This is a genomic window from Pseudoalteromonas sp. PSi26 (assembly GCF_054960575.1).
In genome coordinates this window covers 1-18,837 of sequence record NZ_JBHNYT010000016.1, presented here as the reverse complement: position 1 = coordinate 18,837, position 18,837 = coordinate 1, and the positions used below count along the sequence as shown (strand labels likewise).

The following is an 18,837-nucleotide window of genomic DNA, read 5'->3' as shown; positions in this document are numbered from 1 at the left end:
CACTTTATCAGCCAAATACAAAGCTTGCCTAAAAAACAAAAAAACCGTGTTTAAACTAAACACGGTTTCATAATTTTAAAATAAGCCAAATTGTTTATTACAAATTAACCACATTATTAAGTATTGGTGCATTTTCACCATTAACCAATGTATTTAAATGCTGTGCAAACTCTTTACCCAGCTTTTCATCGCGCATACCGTATTCAACAATTGCCTTTAAATAACCAAGCTTATCGCCACAGTCGTGTGCGCGGCCACTCATGTGAAATGCCTCTACAGTTTCTTGCGCCATTAACGCATCAATAGAGTCGGTTAACTGTATTTCACCACCAGCACCCACTGGGGTTTTAGCAAGTAGCGGCCAAATATTTTTACTTAATACATAACGGCCAACAACAGCAAGATTTGACGGCGCAGCATCAACCTCTGGCTTTTCAACCATAGTTTTAATTTTGGCGCTTTCACCAGCAACTAATTGCACACCATTAATGTCGGCAATACCGTATTTACTTACGTCATCCATAGCAACCGGCTCAAGCATTATTTGGCTTGCTGCGGTTTCATTAAAACGAGCTATCATAGCAGCTAGGTTTTCTGTTTTTTGGTTAGCCGTGTACGCATCAAGTATTACGTCTGGCAATACAACTACAAAATCGTCATTCCCTACAATAGGCTTTGCACATAAAATAGCATGACCTAACCCTTTAGCCTCACCTTGGCGAACGTGCATAATGGTTACGTCACTTGGGCAAATAGAGCGCACTTCTTCAAGTAATGTGCGTTTAACGCGTTTTTCAAGCGTTGCTTCAAGCTCGTAGCTGGTATCAAAGTGGTTTTCTATCGCATTTTTAGAGCTATGGGTAACTAACACAATCTCTTTAATGCCTGCAGCAACACACTCGTTCACAATGTACTGAATAAGTGGCTTATCAACTATAGGGAGCATTTCTTTAGGGATTGCTTTAGTCATTGGTAGCATACGCGTGCCAAGGCCAGCAACAGGAATTACAGCTTTCATGGGTAGTCCTTTATTTTTTAAATTAATTATTTTTAAACTAACAGATTAAATGTAGATGAGGGATGAACGAGGTAAAACCCCGAGCAAACTTATCGGGGTTAGGTCACTGTACAAACAGCTATTATTTAATTAGTCACTACCAAAAAGGTCACGCGTATATACCTTGTCAGCAATATCGCTTAACTCTTCAACCATACGGTTAGAAACCACAACGTCTGATATCTGCTTAAACTCGTTCAAGTCTTTTATTACGCGTGAGTGGTAAAATTCACTCTCTTCAAGCACTGGCTCATAAACAACCACTTCAATACCTTTGGCTTTAATACGCTTCATAATACCTTGAATAGCAGAGGCTCTAAAATTATCTGAGCCCGTTTTCATTACTAAACGGTACACGCCTACCACTTTAGGGTTTCGTTTAATAATTGAATCGGCAATAAAGTCTTTACGTGTCGTGTTTGCATCTACAATCGCGCCAATAATATTGTTTGGTACATCTTGGTAATTAGCACGTAGCTGCTTAGTATCTTTTGGTAAACAGTAGCCACCGTAACCAAACGACGGGTTGTTATAATGATTGCCTATACGTGGGTCTAAACCTACACCTTGGATAATTTGCTTTGAGTTCAAGCCGTGTGCTTCTGCGTAGCTATCAAGTTCATTAAAGTAAGCAACCCGCATAGCAAGGTAGGTGTTAGAAAATAACTTAATCGCTTCCGCTTCCGTTGAGTCAGTGAATAGCACTTCAACGTCTTGTTTAATTGCACCTTGCTTCAGTAAATTAGCAAAAATAGTGGCGCGCTCACTTTGCTCACCCACAACAATGCGTGACGGATGCAAATTGTCGTACAGCGCTTTACCTTCACGTAAAAACTCAGGTGAGAATAGTAAATTATCAGCCTTAAGCTGCTTTTTAATATCAGCCGTAAAGCCAACCGGAATAGTCGACTTAATAACCATTACCGCATTAGGATTATGTGCCACAGCATCTTTAATAACCGCTTCAACCGAGCGCGTATTAAAGTAGTTTGTTTCTACATCATAATCCGTTGGAGTGGCGATGATAACAAAATCTGCGTTTTCATAGGCCACTTTTTTATCGGTGGTTGCTGTGAAGTTTAAATCATCACGCAGTAAAAATTCACTAATTTCAGTATCAACAATTGGTGATGTCTTATCGTTTAAAAGCGCAATTTTGTGCTCATCAATGTCTAATGCCACCACTTCATTGTGTTGTGCTAAAAGCATTGCATTTGAAAGGCCTACATAGCCCGTCCCTACCACAGCAATTTTCATGGTATTCCTTTATATTTAAAAAATATTTTTACTATTTTATCAGAGCGAGGAGGGAAAACGAATAGCCAAAAGCATAATTTAAAATGTGCTTTTATAACATCTCTATAGCTCGAGTATGTATGTGTAGCTATCATTTCTCAGAACAGAGTACAAACCTAATTTAAAGCTAATGCGGACTGATACCTTGTTTGGCTCTTTACCACCCCAAAACAAATTTGAATTAGTTTTCTCATTGCTGCACCTAACGCTTGCATCTTTGTTTTCCCAGCAGCTAGAAGGCGATTTTGTTTGTGCTTTAATATCTGGGTTATGTGTTCCAGCACTATCTGCTGCTAAAAATATTTTGGATCGAATTCTGGATGGGCCAATTTTACTCAGTGTCGCTCTCCCTTTAAACGAACCTGATTCATTTAGCTTAGGTTTTAGGCCAACATATGCTGTAGCTTGCTTAGCTGTTGAAAAGCTGGGAAGTCCAATCACCCTAAATTAAAAAATAAAAATCAGGCGAAAATTATCTAAAGTTAAATTATCTAAAGTTAAATTATCTAAAGTTAAATTATCAAACATTGCGTATTTAAATTAAACTATACGACTACAGCCAATCGGAGATATCAATAAGCTAATGCTGAGGATATTAAACTCTAAGAATGTGTTGCTACACGCTTACTAAGAACTCCTTCCATTGCTTAGAATAATCTTCAAGATGTAATGGGAAATTTGGGCATTTATAGTTATATAAGTTTAATTTTCTAAGCAGATCTTTTTCATTTTCATATGGAATAACTATATCTCTAAAATGACTTTCTAAGGAAATAAAGGTATTTGATTTGATTAGTATAGGTTTTTCAGAATACAAGGATAAAGCAAAACGAGTTGGAAACCCTGTTGCAGTCCTCGCATTATTTATCCCATTATAAATCATTAAAATACCATCAAACATTTTCAAGAAATCTGATAACTCACCAGCTAACATTTCAGCATAGCTAAAAGGTTTAAAAGTCTTAATATTAAGGTTCGGTTGACTCTCCAATAAATCAAGAATATCAGTGGACTCTTGCAACCAGACTTCAATTCCTAAACTAGATATTTTCAATAGATCCATATAAACGTTATCTATTGTTCTTGAATTGAAATTAGTATTTCCCAAAAAGGCAACCTTTTTTTTCCCCGGTATGTGTCTAGGATCATTTGAACTGTAAATAGTTTTAGAAAAGTCACTAGTCAAAAAGTCAGGTAGAACTTGAGACTGTTTATATTTAATATTATTTTTGTCGAAAAAAAACTTCATTTCCTTTGATGGAAATGAAATAGCATCAAAACCTCTAAAAAAAGCTCTGTCAAAGTATGAAGCTAAATATCGCGACTCATAACATACATTACTTCGCACAGGATAGGTGTTAATTATTAATACGGATTTTACCTCCCCCAGTAATGAAATACTATCAATTGCTTTTTTCTCTGTTCTGACTGTTGTACTCCAAAAATAAACGATAATGCTTGGGTTGGCACTTAATAAAAAACGCTCCATCCTTTCAGCTTTGCTTGAATCTAAATTTTTGAATGACTCAACTAAACTCAGAAAAAAAATGAAAACAGGATTTCTATCTAACTTAAAAAAAGATAGAAATTGCTTAAGCCTAGAGGTACTGCTAGCTTTTTGTTTTTCTTCATAAAGCCTCAATATATTTTCCTTAGGCAAAAATTCGATGCTCTGTGAGCACTCCTTTCCAATATCTATAAAAGACAACTCATCAGAAAGTTCATTAAATAGTTTTAGATATGAATGGCTAAAAATAGTATTTGAAGAACCTACAAAACATATTTTCATTTAGAAAGCACCTTCTTAGCTTCTTCGGGGTCTAAATCCCACCAATTACTCTCATTAATGAATGCAGTATCTTTTTCATCAAATCTATATCGGATTATTTTAGCTGGAGCTCCGACTACTATTGCAAAGTCTGGAATATCTCTTGTAACTATACTGCCCGCACCAATAATAACTCCATTACCAATTTTAATACCACCTAAAATCAATACATTGGCACCTATCCAGCAGTCATTTCCAACTGTAACAGGCAGAAAGTCCTCATCTCGGCGCTTTTTAAATAAAGTATTATTATAAATATAAGGCGATGTTGAGAAATCTGTTAAAGGGTGATTACCTAGTCCAATTTTACAGCCTGGACCAATTGAACAATATTTGCCAATCTTACTATTTACAATAATTGACTGTGGAGAAACATAAGAATATCGCTGTATTTTCGTACTAATTATTCTACAATCATCATTAATAAGATTATTTCCCTCAAGCACGCTATCCAATGAAATCAAAACCCTACGACCAATTTTCATTTCTCTCTTAACACATGAAAGATAGAGTATGTTCATAAAATAAATAACGGTCTTTAAAACTCTCATAATTATAAATTTCATTTATCACCCTTAATAGATAGAACTAGTAAAACAAAAGATATAAAAAAATATCCACATAGAAACAGCAAAGACCCCTCAGGTAGTGAAACATTTATAACATACCCTAATAATAACAAAATAAATGTAATCAAACTTAGGCATTTCGACACTTTAGAAGACAGTGACTGAAAATCGAGTTTTTTTGAATATATAGAAAAAGTTAAAATTTCAAGAAAGTTAAAAGCCTTGAAAGCACTTATAATTATTAAGGCACTAAAACCTATATTGTCATTTTGTTCATATATAAGCCGAACACCAAAGTAATTTAACAAAAAAATTATTAATAATAAAAAAGGGAAAAATAAACACAATGCAAAACAGTATTTTTTTATTGGATAATCTACATCATAAGATCTCATCAAGACTTTAGATGCGACACTTAGAGGTAATAAAATCAGGCCCGACAAAGCTAAATATGGGTAAATAGACGCTTTTAAACTTAAAGCCAAAAAAACAAGCACAAAAACCTTATCTAAATAACGATTCAAAGTAGGTATAGACACTGAAAGAAAAAAGCTAAACCTTTTAAGACTAAGTACGAAGGAACTAGCGTTAAATTTTTTATAATCAACAATAAATAAAAAGACAATAAACGTAATTAAGTTAGCTACAGTATATGAGTCAAACACATTAATTGCACTAGTTGTATATAGAATATAAAAAGAAACTGCTTGAATAGTTAAAAGCATGCCAATCGCTTTATCTTTTTCAACGAGTCTAAGAGCATTAACACAAAAATCAACAGGGTAAAGAAGGATTAAAAAAATAAATATTGAGAATGAAGAATCTTGGAGAACAGAATAAAGGACACAAATAAAAAAATAGATTAAGAAAAAAACAAAGAAGCTTAAAATATCGATTTTTTGCCCATTACCTGAATATGATATAGCTTGTTCATTAAAGCAGGCAGTATTAAATATATGTATATACAATAATGCGGAGTATAATAGAAAATTGAAAAATAAATATTCGGATTTAGAGGTTAAGAATAAATCAGGCAAAATGAAAACCTGCATTATAAGTAGGCTCAAAATCATTGGAGTGAAATTAAACATAAATTTACTAATTGAGTTAATTAGCACAATTAATCCTACTGTTATCAATCATATGCAGGGCCATCATTAGAGATATAAGTATGAAGTTATCCTGTAGATTACCGGAAAACATACAACCTATAAAAATTATAAAAGTAATATAAAACAAAATTGACTTCAATCCAAAACCATCATAAATGATTTCAAAAAATGATTTTATAAAAGAAACTATAAGAAATGTAGAAAGTACAGCTCCTATAAAACCATTAAAATATATAAGCTCTAAAAAAATATTATGAGGATATGGAAATGTAGCAGTTCCGAACTCCAGCATAAATTCGTCATAAGATTTGCCTAAGGTTATAACCCAAGCACTTGGATTATTAATAAAACTATCCCAGGGGGCTAACCTTAATGCCAAGGACTGATTCCCTTCAAAATCAAAGTTTAAAAACCGGCTAGTCAACATAACCTCAGCACTGTAAAAGGAAGAATAAAAAATAAAACATAACAAGATTAAAAAGAAAACTAATAATAACTTAGAAAATCTTAAACGGTAGCAGTAGGCATGGATTAAACTTACAAAAAAAACAAATAGCGCAGGTAGCCCTCCACGTGATCCTGTTAGAAAAACAGCAAATAATACTAATGAAAACAGCGCTAATAAATATACTTTTTTATACTTTTCTGTTTGAATAAAATAAAAAAACAACAATGAAACAAGTGCTAAAATAGTAAATACTCTATATAAGATATTCGGGCCGAAAACAAATGACCCCCTTTCCCCCCCCCCAAAGAAAGTACCCAAAAGAAAAAATGCTAACAAACTGATAGATAATAAAGCGATACTCTTATTAAATTTATATGATTCTCTATTTAAATAGAAAATTTTAAATATCAGAATAATAGAAAAATAACTCAAAAAAGATTTTAAAACCCAAAAGTTATAAAACGTTGAGTAGTTAGTAAATGCACTTACAAAAAAACAAAGTATCAAAATGATAAAATAACAATAGATTATAGCTTTTTGCTTCATTACTTCTATTCTCAAAAAAGCAATTACTGTAACCAATAAAAGAAGCAGAAAAGGGAAAAGTGGAACATTTAGTAAACTAGCATCACCTGAAAATAAAGACCAAAAAAACAAAATAATTACAACAAGTGGTAAGACGTTAAACATTTTTACTCCGTAAACTTAATACTTCCTTCTAGGTGCCAATATACTACTATTGAAAATTACCTATTGATTTAAAATCCAGTATCAAATCTTTTAAATCATCTAAAAGGTTATTAGGTTTATAGTCTTGTATATAGTTTTTGATTGAAGATATATCAGTAATTGGAAAAGACTCACTTGGAAAGTCAATTTCGTGCCATATCACTTTACAGTTTGTATAGTTTTGAAGTACATCTGCAATCTGCTTCGCATTAATATTGTAACCAGAAGCAATATTAATTATTTCATGACGATTAAACTTTCTTGATACCAACTCTATACAAGCTTCAGCAACATTAGTAACGGATATGTAATCTTTACAATAATTTTGTGAGATATACATATCTATTTTTTTATTTTTTATTGCATTACGGGTAATAGCTGGTAAAAAAAGCGGGCTATTTATAGCTAAACCGTAGACATTACTTGGTCTCACTACACAAACATTACGCTCACTTTTAAAACATAACTCCTCGGCCAGTAATTTTGATAAATTAAAAAGGCGTCGATTATCATCCATACAAACTTTTAAATCTGCTTGCTCACTAGATATATCGTTATTCATATATACCCTAGTTGATGATACATATACTAAGCTTTCAAATTTTGAATTTTTCAATATCCGTGATAGTAAACTTACATTTGCTTCTAACACATCAAAAGGTTTACTACAATCACCATACCCAGCACAATAAATTACAAAGCCAAGATCTTCCTTAAAAATGCGCTCGTCATTTCTTATTGGCACAAAAACATCATGACCTAGGTTGTTTAACTGCTTAACAACCTCTGACCCTATAAACCCTCGCCCACCAAATACAGTATAAAGCGCCATTATCTTTCCCATCCATTAATCAACTGGTTTTTTATTTCATGGAAAGTTGGTTGTATTTTATCTTTTTCTGATAGTAATGGAGCATTTAAAGGCCATTGGATTTTTAATTCCTTATCGCTCCAGAGCAAACCACTTTCGTCATTTGGGTCATAGTAGTCTGTACATTTATACTGAAAATCAGCACTATTACTTACCACGCAAAAGCCATGAGCAAAACCTGGAGGAACGTAAAACTGTAATTTATTTTCACCTGTTAATAGAATACTTTCATACTGACCGAATGTATCTGAATTAGGCCGTAAATCGACAGCCACATCAAATACCTCGCCGTCTGTTACAGTAACAAGTTTGCCTTGGGGTTTGTTTTTCTGAAAATGTAGCCCTCTTAAAACACCTTTCGATGAACGAGAACGATTATCTTGTACAAAATCAGCATTAATTCCAGCTGCCTTATAGCGCTCTGCTTGAAACGTTTCGTAGAAGAAACCTCGTTCATCACCAAATACTTTGGGTTCGATAATAAGTAAGTCTTTTATCTTGGTTTTAATAACATTCATATTTTTTAAACTATTTTGTAATGTTTAATAAGTATTGACCGTATCCGGTTTTACTTAGGCTATGTCCAATTCCTTGCACTTGCTGCTTACTTAACCAACCTTGGTGTAACGCAATTTCTTCTAAACACGCAATTTTAAAGCCCTGACGCTTTTCCACTGTTTGTACAAACTGCGATGCCTCAAGCAATGAATCATGAGTGCCAGTGTCTAACCAAGCAAATCCACGACCTAGTTGCTCAACATTAAGCTTGCCTTGATCTAAATACGCTTGATTTATACATGTAATTTCGAGTTCGCCACGTGAAGACGGTTTCACATTTTTGGCTATTTCAACCACTGCGTTATTATAAAAATAAAGGCCTGTTACTGCCCAATTCGACTTAGGCGCTGTTGGCTTTTCTTCTATTGAAAGAGCTTTAAAGTTTTCATCGAACTCAACAACACCAAAACGCTCCGGGTCCATAACTTGATAACCAAACACACTTGCACCGGTTAAATTTTCAGCCGCGTGCTTTAACTGCTTACCAAATGATTGACCAAAAAATATATTGTCACCCAACGCCAAGCACACATCATCTGAACCAATAAACTCCTCACCTATAATAAATGCTTGCGCTAGCCCTTCAGGATTAGGTTGAATTGCATAGGTGATACTAATGCCAAATTGAACACCGTCACCAAGTAAACGAGTAAAGCCTTCTTGCTCTTCCGGTGTTGTAATAATTAGTACTTCTCTTATACCTGCTAGCATTAAAACTGAAAGCGGGTAATAAACCATTGGTTTATCATAAATAGGTAGTAATTGCTTCGATACACCCTTTGTAATTGGGTGCAAACGTGTGCCTGAACCACCAGCTAAAATAATTCCTTTCATGCTATTCTCCCTCAAAAGTTAATTTCGCCTAGACGTTCTCGTTGATACGATCCATCCTGAACATTTTTACACCACTGTTGATTTGCTAAATACCACTCGATTGTTTTACGTAGCCCCGTTTCAAATGTCTCTACAGGCTCCCAATTAAGTTCTTTACTCATTTTTGAAGAGTCTATAGCATATCGGCGGTCGTGACCTGGACGGTCAGAAACATATGTTATCTGCTCGGAATATTTAGAAGCTTTAGGTACCAACTCATCCAAGATGCTACAAATAGTTTGCACCACTTCGATATTTTGTTTTTCGTTATGCCCACCTATGTTGTAAGTTTCTCCAACAACACCTTCGGTCACTACTTTATATAAAGCACGTGCATGATCTTCTACGAATAACCAGTCACGGATTTGGTCGCCTTTTCCATAAATGGGTAAATCCTTACCTTCTAGCGCATTTAGTATGACTAGAGGTATTAGTTTTTCTGGAAAATGATAAGGCCCATAATTATTTGAACAGTTTGTTACAATTGTTGGAAAGCCATACGTACGAAGCCATGATCGAACTAGGTGGTCACTCGATGCTTTACTCGCTGAGTAAGGGCTGCTTGGCGCATAAGAGCTTGTCTCTGTAAATAAAGGAAGCTCACCTTCTTGCTCACTTGGGTGAGGTAAATCACCGTAAACCTCATCAGTAGAGATATGATGGAATCTGAACGATTTTTTTGCATCGTCTTCTAATCCATTCCAATATTCACGGGCCGCTTCGAGTATATTATAAGTGCCAACAATATTAGTTTGAATAAATTCACTCGGCCCAGTAATTGAACGGTCAACATGGCTCTCAGCTGCTAAGTGCATAACGGCATTTGGTTTATGTGATTTAAAAACACGGTCGAGCTCTGTGCGGTTACAAATATCAACCTGCTCAAAAGAGTAACGATCATTATTTTCAACACTTTTGAGTGATTCTAAGTTACCTGCATAAGTTAGTTTATCTAGGTTGATCACTGAATCTGTCGTATTATTTATTATATGGCGGACGACAGCTGAACCAATAAAGCCTGCACCGCCTGTAACTAATATTTTCATGTGGAGTGTTTTAAAAAACCTTTTACTGAATAAATACAAAAATGATAAGTGGCCCTAAAAATATTTAATTCCAAAACATCGCGATAAAATAACCACTGCCATTTCAATATTTTAAATTTATTTTGTGTCATACCAGAGTCAACTCTATATAGAGCTAAAATATCAGGTAAACTATATGACTTATGTACTTGCTTTAATATGCTAAGCCATAGACCCATATCCTGCCTTTTACGAATTAAAGGCATATAGTGTTTCCCTAAAACATTTGTGTCATAGACCGCAGTTAAACAGCCAATAACATTACCACTGAGTAACTTTTTATAAGTTGTGAATTTAGGTGGTATTACAGTCCCCCTTGGATTTCCACCTTCTAGTTTTTGATATCCAGTGAAAGTAAAGGCGTAGTTATTACTCAGCATAAAACTAATTTGAGTAGTAAGCTTTTCAGGTAACCACAGGTCGTCTGCATCTAAAAACGCAATAAAACGACCAACTGATTGCTTTATTGAATTATTTCGTGCAACACCAGCCCCGCCATTTTGCTCATTTATGAACAGTTTTATTCGAGAATCCTTATTAACGTATTCAATAATTATTTGTTGGGTTGCATCTGTAGAGCGATCGTCAGTTATTAACAACTCCCAATTACTGTAAGTTTGGCTAATAACAGACTCTATAGACTCGGCTATATGAAGCTCCGCATTGTAAGCAGGCATTATTATAGACACTAATGGCTGTTCAATACTCACTTAGCGGCCCATACCAAATATAACTGTTCGTACCGTCATTAATAAAATTTTGATGTCTAGTAAAGCAGAGTGATGCTTTATGTAATGAATGTCATATTTGTGCTTCCATATAGCATCTTCTACCGATGCGCCATATGGGTAGCTCACTTGTGCTAACCCCGTTACACCTGGTTTAACTGCGTGCCTAAAACGATAATAGGGGATTTCTTTTTCTAGATCTTTTATAAATACTTCACGCTCAGGCCTTGGGCCAACTATAGACATGGTGCCTTGTATGACATTTATTAGTTGCGGAATTTCATCTATACGTGTTTTACGAATAAATTTACCTACTTTTGTAACGCGTGCATCGTTTTTTGATGCCCATTGGGCCCCATTTTTTTCAGCATCGTTTCGCATAGATCTAAATTTATACACTTCAAACTGTTTGTTATATTGGCCAGTACGCTTTTGCTTAAATAGTATGGGCCCTGGGCTTTCTAATTTAATAAACAAAGCAGCAAATATTGAAAATGGAATGGTGACTATAAGGAGTAAAATAGCACTCACTATATCTACACAACGCTTTGCGACTTGAGTACGTTTATTTGATAAAATAGAAAATGCTTTTTGGTGTAAAAAATAACTGCTATGTAGTAAACGCACCTCTGTATATTTTAGCCTGTCGTCTAAATAACTTACTAAAGGTTCAACCCATGCACCACACTCTGTTGCATTAACTAAAAACTTACGTTGTTGCTTACTTAAATGCGCACTTTGGTAATGACATACTACTTTTTTAGTGAAGTCAGTAATACTGTAATCGTTAACTATTATATCGAATGAATAATCATCAATAATTTCACCTATATTATTGGCGCACTCTTCTGGGCAAAATACATAAATTACACTTTGCTTTAGTGCTTCTGATTTTGATTTAAAGCTTTCAGTTATGAATATCGATTCTAGCTGTTCTTTATTGTTAATAATAGGCTCTTCATTCATATCTGGTGTACCTACTTTAAGGTTCATGTACTGCTCTTTTTATTTATCTGATTTATATTCGTAGTTGTAGTAGCCGTAATAGCCATAAGCATTACTCGCCTTTTTAACTACACCGTTAAATACTAGGCCTTTTACGTCTATGCCATTTTGCTCAAAACGGTTACGGGTTAGGTCTATTTCACGCAAGTGGTTTTGGCCAAAACGCGCTACTAATAAGGTAGTGCCTGTATGTGCACTCACTATAGCCGGGTCGGTTACTGCCAGTATTGGTGGGGTATCTATAATTACTATGTCGTAAGCGTTGCTTACTTCTTCAACTAACTTGCTAAAGTTACTGTGCATTAATAGCTCCGATGGGTTAGGTGGTATTTGCCCGCGGGTAATTACATTTAAGCCTTCAACTTTAGTTGGTTTGGTTATTTGTGCTAAGTTTAAACGGCCTGAAAGGTAATCACTTAGGCCATTGTCCCATTTTAAGCCAAATTGTGTTTGCAAATAGCCTTTACGCATATCGGCATCAATAATTAGTACCTTTTTACCACTCTGTGCTAGTACTGCCGCTAAGTTAACCGATATAAACGATTTACCTACACCCGGGCTTGGGCCCGATATAGCAATAATGTTGTTTTTAGCTTCCATCATCGCAAAGTGTAAGCTGGTGCGTAAGCTACGTAGCGCCTCAATTGAAAGGTCAGCTGGGTTATCAAGCGCTAGTAAGCTTTTTGCCTTACCTGCTTTGTTTTTGCGCCCTGTAAAACCGGTTAGTTTATCTTGGTAGTCTGAGTGGGGTACACTTGCGTATACCGGTATGCCTAGGGCTTCTATTTCGCTTGGGTCTTCCACCCCTTTGTGCATGGCTTTTTGTATAAGTACAATAGCCACTGCAAGCATACCACCTAGCATAGTTGCCATTACTACTATTAGCGCTTTTTTAGGTTTTACTGGTTTACTGGTATTTACCTCGGCGTAGTCTATTACGCGTACATTACCCACTGTACCGGCGCGCACTATGTCTAGCTCTTGGGTTTTGCTCAGTAGCAACGTATAAATTTGGTTGCTTACTTCAACATCGCGTTTTAGGCGCAGCAGCTCTTGCTGAGTTTCGGGTAAGTTACCTACTTCGCCAATGAGTTCATTTTTTTGGCTTTCTACCGCTTGTATTTGCTCAACAATACCTTGGTATGCAGGGTGGTCTTTTTTAAATTTACGGCCAAGCTCTAAACGTTTTAGGTTTAGCTCTTGTAGTTTTGTTTCAAGCTTTACTACTTGCTCAAGCACGCCTTGAGTCTCAAGCGTTATGTTTATTGACTGGCGTTTTATTTGGTAGTCGTTAAAGCGTTGTTCTGCATATTCAAGCTGTTTTTTAATTTCAGGTAATTGTACTTCTAAAAATTCAAGTGACTTTTGTGCCTCAGCGCTGTTGCGCTCTACATTACGGCGTACATAAATAGCGGCTACTTTATCAAGTACTTTTTCCGCATAACTTGGTTTTGTGCTTTGTAGGCTTAGGTTAATTATGCCTGAGTCTTTACCTTTTTCGCTTGCGCCAATGGCTGCTTGTAAATCAAGTATTGTATTTAGGCGGTCTTTACGGGTAATTATAAACTCGGTACCTGGGCGCGCATTAAGCTCGCGTACTGTTAGGTTAAATTTACCATTAGTAAGCTCTTCACCTACTTTACCCGCTAGTATTTGCTCGCCATTATCATTTAAAAGCGCAACACTGTTACCTGCTTGTGCTACAAGTACAAACTCTTGGTTTATAGCATTACGTGGTACGCCAAACCTAAATATATTTATGCTTTCGCCGCCCCATGCATAACTGCTTGCACCAAAACTTGGCTCGGCTAAATCACCCTCTTCCATTGGAGTAAATTTGCGGTACGCGCGATTACCAATAAATGGGAAGAGCTTAGGCTCGGCCACAATGTCTAGTTTAAGTGAATCTACCGCCTCGCCAATGATACTGCGTGATTTAAGTAATTCTATTTCGGTTACGGCGGCCGATGTACTTTCGAACATGCCTGCCATGTCGTCAAACCCGGGGACCGATGCACTGCCGTCTTCAACTTGTATCATGGCGGTGGCTTGGTAAACTGGCGTACTTAATACTGCATAAACCACACCTATAACCATAAACAGTGCTGTTATGCCTGCTATAAAGAATTTACGGTCGAGTAATGCCCCTAGTAGCGCCATTAAATCGATTTCTTGCGTGGGTTGTGCGGTGTTTTTGTTTTTACTTTCAGGCTGGGTATTCATTAAATTAGCCATTCCTTATAAATACTTTTGCCAAGCGCTGCATGCGCTATCGATTAATGTGTAAACGTGTTCAAATGCTTCGGTGCTTTGGCGGTAGGGGTCGGGTATTTCGGCGTTGTTAATCCATTTACCTAGCAAAAAGGTTTTACCGCGTGCCTCTGGGTAGCGTGCGTGTACGTCGTTTAAATGGCGCTCTTCCATAACCAATATTACGCTATTTTGCGCAACAAGCGCAGACGATAACTGCCTACCTTGGTGCTCGTCCATGTTTACACCATGTGCTTGGGCAATTTGTTTTGCTTTTGCATCGGCAGGTTTGCCTTCAAGCGCTGTTAACCCAGCCGACGACACTTTAATATTTTTACCTTTAAGCTTTTGCTTTAATACATATTCACCAGTAGGGCTGCGGCAAATATTACCGGCACATACAACTAATACAGAATCGAACATTGTTATGCGCCTTAGTTATTTATGTCGTTTAGGTTATCAACAGTTGCTACCGACGGTAGTAATAAGCTTATTACGCGGTTCCAACGGGCCAATGGTGCCGATGTTACGTATACAATGTCGTGCGGTTGCAGTTCAAACTGCTCGGCTAATACCATTGCTGTAATATTTTTAGCGTGCAGCTGGTATACGTTTGCAATAACGCCTGTTTGCTCTACGTTGCTTTTACGCAGTACAAACACGCCGTTGGCGTCGGCTGTGGTTTCGTTTAGGCCGCCGGTGTCGCTTAGTGCTTCGGCTAGGTTTAAGCCGTATCGGTTTAATACAATAGACCCTGCACGTTTTACGTCACCCAGTACAAATACTTTTTGTGCGTCGTTACGCGTTACATGAATTATGTCGCCGTGTTGCAGTAAACGGTTTTGCGAAATGTCACCATGTGAATAAAAGCTGTCGAGTTGTATGGTTTCTGTTTTGTTACCACGGGTAAACGTTACTGTGCGCCAATCGGCGGCTTCTGTTAATCCACCCGCTTGGTTTAACGCGTCAATTAGGGTGAGTGGTATTTCGGTAACTGGGTATACGCCAGGTTTGTTTACCTCACCAGTTACGTAGGCTTTTTGGCTTCTAAAGCCCACGACTTTTATGTCTACTTGTGGGTCTTCTATTACGCGGCTCAGGCGTTTAACTAGGTCTTCGCGTACTTCACTAATGGTACGCCCTGCGGCAGGAATATCTGGGGCGTAAGCATAGGTAATGGTGCCGTCTTTTTGTACGCGAAAGCCGTCAAATTCTGCGGTACGTTGCACTGCTGCGGGTATTGTTAGCTCGGGATGATCCCACACGCCTATGGTTAGTACGTCACCTACACCTAGTTTGTATTCGTAATTACTTACGTTTACGCCCGCGGTGTTCGATATTGGTTTGGCAGATGCACGTGCTTGTTTTTGTTGTTTAATTAACGACGAGTCGATAATTTGAATATTTACTTTTTCGAGATCTTGCTCAAGGTTTTGTGTTTGCTCGCCAGTTTCTATGCCTTCAAAATGGCTGCCTGGCACTATGGTGCAACCGGTAACTGATAGTAATGCGAGTGAGGTGATGAGTGATTTACAGCTTAACGCCATTGTAGAATCCCAAAATTATTTTAAATATTTTGTTCCTCACCGACCTTGGTGAGTACTTGTATTTTTGTGCGGTAATTAAAGCATGAGAGGGCTATTCACGCAAGCCGAAACGTGCTTTTACATTACTGCTTTCTTTTAAATAAGTATTTAAGCTTACTCAATGTTTTATAAAATAAAGGTAGCAAACAGGGCTGGTTTATTTTGTGATATTTTAGTGTGTTATTTTGCACTTTTATATTAAACGCTTATTCGCTTTATACCTTCAATGAGTTTTACTTGGTTAAAGTTTATGAGTAATCCTGTTTTTATGCCGCTTAACTTTAAGTATGTTATTAGTTGTGCTGTATATATTGGCAATAGTTTATCAACTGTTTTTATTTCTATTATTAATTTATTTGGAATTAATATATCGAGCCTGTACCCTGTATCAATCGTTGTGTTTTTGTAGTTGATTGGTAATTTTATTTGGCTTTTTAATGATAAGCCTGTTTGCTGTAGTTCATATATTAGGCAGCTTTCGTAGGTTGATTCTAATAAACCTGGCCCTAGGTTTTTATGTACTTCAATGGCGCAACCAATTACTTTTTGAGTTAGTAAGTCTTCCATGGCGATCCTTTGCAAATTTATCACCTTGGAATATAGACTAATTATTTTAGTTACACGTATTTTAATATGCTACGTAGGTGTTTTCTAGCGCGTTTAGTTTGCTTGGTTATATTCACAATCTTTCGAGTGAGCAAGCTTTACGCCTACGTATAGATAATTTTAAATATTAATTACCACCGAGAACACCTAGGCGCTGCGCTACACTGAGAAGAGCGTAATACCAATGAGTTGGTTTTAAAATTACTTCTCCTGTACTTCTCATTGTCTTCTCTGTGGTGATAATAGTGTTCCAGCTCGACTAGCCCTTCGGGCACGCTCCACGTTCCAGCTCGTCGCAGAGCTCCTCTCGCTCTAGCTTGAAAGCAAAACTTTTTGCTTGTCTAGCCCTTCGGGCACGCTTCCGCCCCTAGGTTGCAGTTCCTACTTACTGATGATTTATATATTTTTTAAAAATTACCGAGCCAGTGGGTTAAGTGCCTAAAAACCTTTAACCAAATTCAATATCTGTGTTATCTACGCTCATTTCTACCTGCTTATTAAGCAAGTTAATTAACAAAATGCTTCGCATATCACCATCAGGTTCTTTAAATATGGCATTTATGTTGTTAAATGATTTATTATTAACGTTTACCACATCACCTAATTTTGGCAGCTCTGATTTAGCTGTTTGTAAACGCTCACATTTTAACTGTTCTATTATTTGTATTGGTACAATTTGGTATTTAGCGCCATAGGCAACAAAACCAGCTACACCGCGTGTGTTTTTTACAGCAGAAAAACACCCGTTTTTAGGGTCAAGGCATACAAATAAATAATTTGGGAATAAAGCAGATTTTTTGATGTTCTTACGACCTTTAACTAGCTTTTCAGTAGTCAATTGGGGGTAAAATGCTTCAATCCCTTGATTATCTAAGTTGGTTTTTGCCCGCTCTTCCTGACGAGGTTTACACACTACTAAATACCAACTCTTCATAGCAATCCTACATAACAAAATTGCAATAAATACAAGATTAAACTAAATCAGGGCTGCATTATAGCTAATACTAAACATCTATGTAAACTGGCAATTAAAGTAAACAATGCCAAACTTATGCTTTGAGTACTAAGTTTATCATTAAAAATAAACTTAACTAATTATATAACAGTCACTTAACATTAGAAATACTTTAAACTGCTTTTGTAAAATATTTTCACGTATATTATTTTAAATTTTACGAGTTAACTTATTTTCATAAAAACTTAGTTCAACGACTATTTTTGCACCTTTTACTTCAACTAAATATTAACTAAATCTTAACTAAATCTTAACTAAATCTTAACACGAGGAAAGGGGAGTGTATGCATTTTTTTCACCACGGCGCGGTTTGTTCTGCACAACTAAATCAGGACACTTTTCTTAAGGAATTTTGCTCATATTCTATTGGCGATAGATCGCCATTAGCTGTATGAAGTCGTTCTAAGTTGTAATAGCGCATATACGCTGTCACATCATTTCTCATATGCTCACGAGTTGGTTGTGGTACTTTCAACAACCAATCATATTTTAAGCTGCCGAAGAACCTTTCAACAACAGCATTTTCCCAACGCGCACCAACACCCCCCATACTTGCTCTAATACCATAGTTAGCTAACAGCTTACGATAGTATTTGCTGGTATACTGCGAGCCTCTATCAGAATGAAACACCAAGCCTTTTGACGGCTGACGCAAGTTATAAGCTTTTATCATCGCTTTACTCACCAAATCAGTCGTCATGCGTTTATCAATATGCCAGCCAACAATGCGGCGAGAATATAAGTCCATCACAATCGCCAGATACATCTAGCCTTCACCAGTCCGTAGATACGTTATGTCATCAGCCCACACCTGATTAGGAGCAACAGGGTTGAAGTTCTGATTCAATAGGTTATCAGTAACCGCATCACTGTGTTTTTGTTTTGTTGTTACTTTGTATGCAACGCGCTGAGTAACAATCAAACCAAGTTTTGCCATAAGCTTTTGAACGCCATAACCACAGACTTTAAAGCCCTCCTTGCATAACCGTTTACGTAGCTCTCGATAGCCCAAGCTATTTCTACTTTGTTCGAATATAGCCTTGGCTCTTAGGTATAAATTAAGCTGCTCTGCTGTAATGATTTTGGCTGGTCGTTTAAGCCATGCATAATAAGCACTACGGCTTACTCTCATCACTTTGCAAAGCTTAATTACTGGAAATACCGAAGAGAGCTGCTTAATCGTTTTAAACGCTACTTGGTTTCCTTTAGCAGGAGGGCGCT

17 protein-coding genes and 2 pseudogenes are annotated in these 18,837 nt (G+C 36.6%); all 19 read right to left on the bottom strand.

The genetic code is table 11. The features are described from left to right. Window positions 1-97: 97 nt before the first annotated feature. Window positions 98-1,018, bottom strand: coding sequence for a UTP--glucose-1-phosphate uridylyltransferase GalU (gene galU / locus ACFI34_RS15625; RefSeq protein ID WP_462674158.1), 921 nt, complete (start codon window positions 1,016-1,018; stop codon window positions 98-100). Between the two features lie 129 nt (window positions 1,019-1,147). Continuing rightward, window positions 1,148-2,314 carry a nucleotide sugar dehydrogenase gene (locus ACFI34_RS15620; protein ID WP_462674157.1) on the bottom strand — a complete coding sequence of 389 codons (1,167 nt, stop codon included), beginning with the start codon at window positions 2,312-2,314 and terminating at the stop codon, window positions 1,148-1,150. Between the two features lie 155 nt (window positions 2,315-2,469). Beyond that, window positions 2,470-2,776, bottom strand: a pseudogene (locus tag ACFI34_RS15615) (transposase); the annotation flags it as partial. A gap of 193 nt (window positions 2,777-2,969) precedes the next feature. Further along, window positions 2,970-4,142 (bottom strand): hypothetical protein, encoded by a 1,173-nt coding sequence (locus tag ACFI34_RS15610; protein ID WP_462674156.1) that lies wholly within the window; start codon window positions 4,140-4,142, stop codon window positions 2,970-2,972. Then, on the bottom strand, window positions 4,139-4,747 hold the full coding sequence (locus ACFI34_RS15605; protein WP_082664305.1) for a CatB-related O-acetyltransferase: 609 nt from the start codon (window positions 4,745-4,747) through the stop codon (window positions 4,139-4,141). Before ACFI34_RS15605 ends, ACFI34_RS15610 begins: the two co-directional genes overlap by 4 nt. Continuing rightward, on the bottom strand, window positions 4,744-5,787 hold the full coding sequence (locus ACFI34_RS15600) for a hypothetical protein (RefSeq protein ID WP_462674155.1): 1,044 nt from the start codon (window positions 5,785-5,787) through the stop codon (window positions 4,744-4,746). The genes ACFI34_RS15605 and ACFI34_RS15600 overlap by 4 nt, the downstream gene beginning before the upstream one ends. Before the next feature lie 70 nt (window positions 5,788-5,857). Then, window positions 5,858-7,000, bottom strand: a complete 1,143-nt coding sequence (locus ACFI34_RS15595) for an O-antigen ligase family protein (RefSeq protein ID WP_462674154.1) — start codon at window positions 6,998-7,000, stop codon at window positions 5,858-5,860. Window positions 7,001-7,046: 46 nt separating this feature from the next. Then, complete coding sequence (locus ACFI34_RS15590) at window positions 7,047-7,871, bottom strand: NAD-dependent epimerase/dehydratase family protein (protein WP_462674153.1); 825 nt, start codon at window positions 7,869-7,871, stop codon at window positions 7,047-7,049. Continuing rightward, on the bottom strand, window positions 7,871-8,428 hold the full coding sequence (rfbC, locus tag ACFI34_RS15585; protein WP_462674152.1) for a dTDP-4-dehydrorhamnose 3,5-epimerase: 558 nt from the start codon (window positions 8,426-8,428) through the stop codon (window positions 7,871-7,873). The genes ACFI34_RS15590 and rfbC overlap by 1 nt, the downstream gene beginning before the upstream one ends. A 10-nt stretch (window positions 8,429-8,438) precedes the next feature. Next, window positions 8,439-9,302: a glucose-1-phosphate thymidylyltransferase RfbA gene (gene rfbA / locus ACFI34_RS15580; protein WP_462674151.1), complete on the bottom strand. Its 864-nt coding sequence runs from the start codon at window positions 9,300-9,302 to the stop codon at window positions 8,439-8,441. Between the two features lie 11 nt (window positions 9,303-9,313). Further along, window positions 9,314-10,387 (bottom strand): dTDP-glucose 4,6-dehydratase, encoded by a 1,074-nt coding sequence (gene rfbB, locus ACFI34_RS15575; RefSeq protein ID WP_462674150.1) that lies wholly within the window; start codon window positions 10,385-10,387, stop codon window positions 9,314-9,316. Further along, a complete protein-coding gene (locus ACFI34_RS15570; protein WP_462674149.1) occupies window positions 10,384-11,136 on the bottom strand; it encodes a glycosyltransferase family 2 protein in 753 nt (250 codons plus the stop codon). Before ACFI34_RS15570 ends, rfbB begins: the two co-directional genes overlap by 4 nt. Then, window positions 11,137-12,120: an exopolysaccharide biosynthesis polyprenyl glycosylphosphotransferase gene (locus tag ACFI34_RS15565; RefSeq protein WP_462674213.1), complete on the bottom strand. Its 984-nt coding sequence runs from the start codon at window positions 12,118-12,120 to the stop codon at window positions 11,137-11,139. A gap of 39 nt (window positions 12,121-12,159) precedes the next feature. After that, entirely contained in the window at window positions 12,160-14,382 is a 2,223-nt protein-coding gene (locus ACFI34_RS15560; protein ID WP_462674148.1) for a polysaccharide biosynthesis tyrosine autokinase, read from the bottom strand. A gap of 15 nt (window positions 14,383-14,397) precedes the next feature. Continuing rightward, window positions 14,398-14,832, bottom strand: a complete 435-nt coding sequence (locus ACFI34_RS15555) for a low molecular weight protein-tyrosine-phosphatase (protein WP_010555600.1) — start codon at window positions 14,830-14,832, stop codon at window positions 14,398-14,400. Between the two features lie 11 nt (window positions 14,833-14,843). After that, window positions 14,844-15,956, bottom strand: coding sequence for a polysaccharide export protein (locus ACFI34_RS15550; RefSeq protein WP_462674147.1), 1,113 nt, complete (start codon window positions 15,954-15,956; stop codon window positions 14,844-14,846). Between the two features lie 237 nt (window positions 15,957-16,193). Next, entirely contained in the window at window positions 16,194-16,562 is a 369-nt protein-coding gene (locus ACFI34_RS15545; RefSeq protein WP_462674146.1) for a GxxExxY protein, read from the bottom strand. 487 nt (window positions 16,563-17,049) lie between these two features. Next, window positions 17,050-17,535, bottom strand: a complete 486-nt coding sequence (gene rfaH, locus ACFI34_RS15540; protein WP_462674145.1) for a transcription/translation regulatory transformer protein RfaH — start codon at window positions 17,533-17,535, stop codon at window positions 17,050-17,052. A gap of 409 nt (window positions 17,536-17,944) precedes the next feature. Beyond that, window positions 17,945-18,837: pseudogene (locus ACFI34_RS15535) on the bottom strand (IS3 family transposase); the annotation flags it as partial.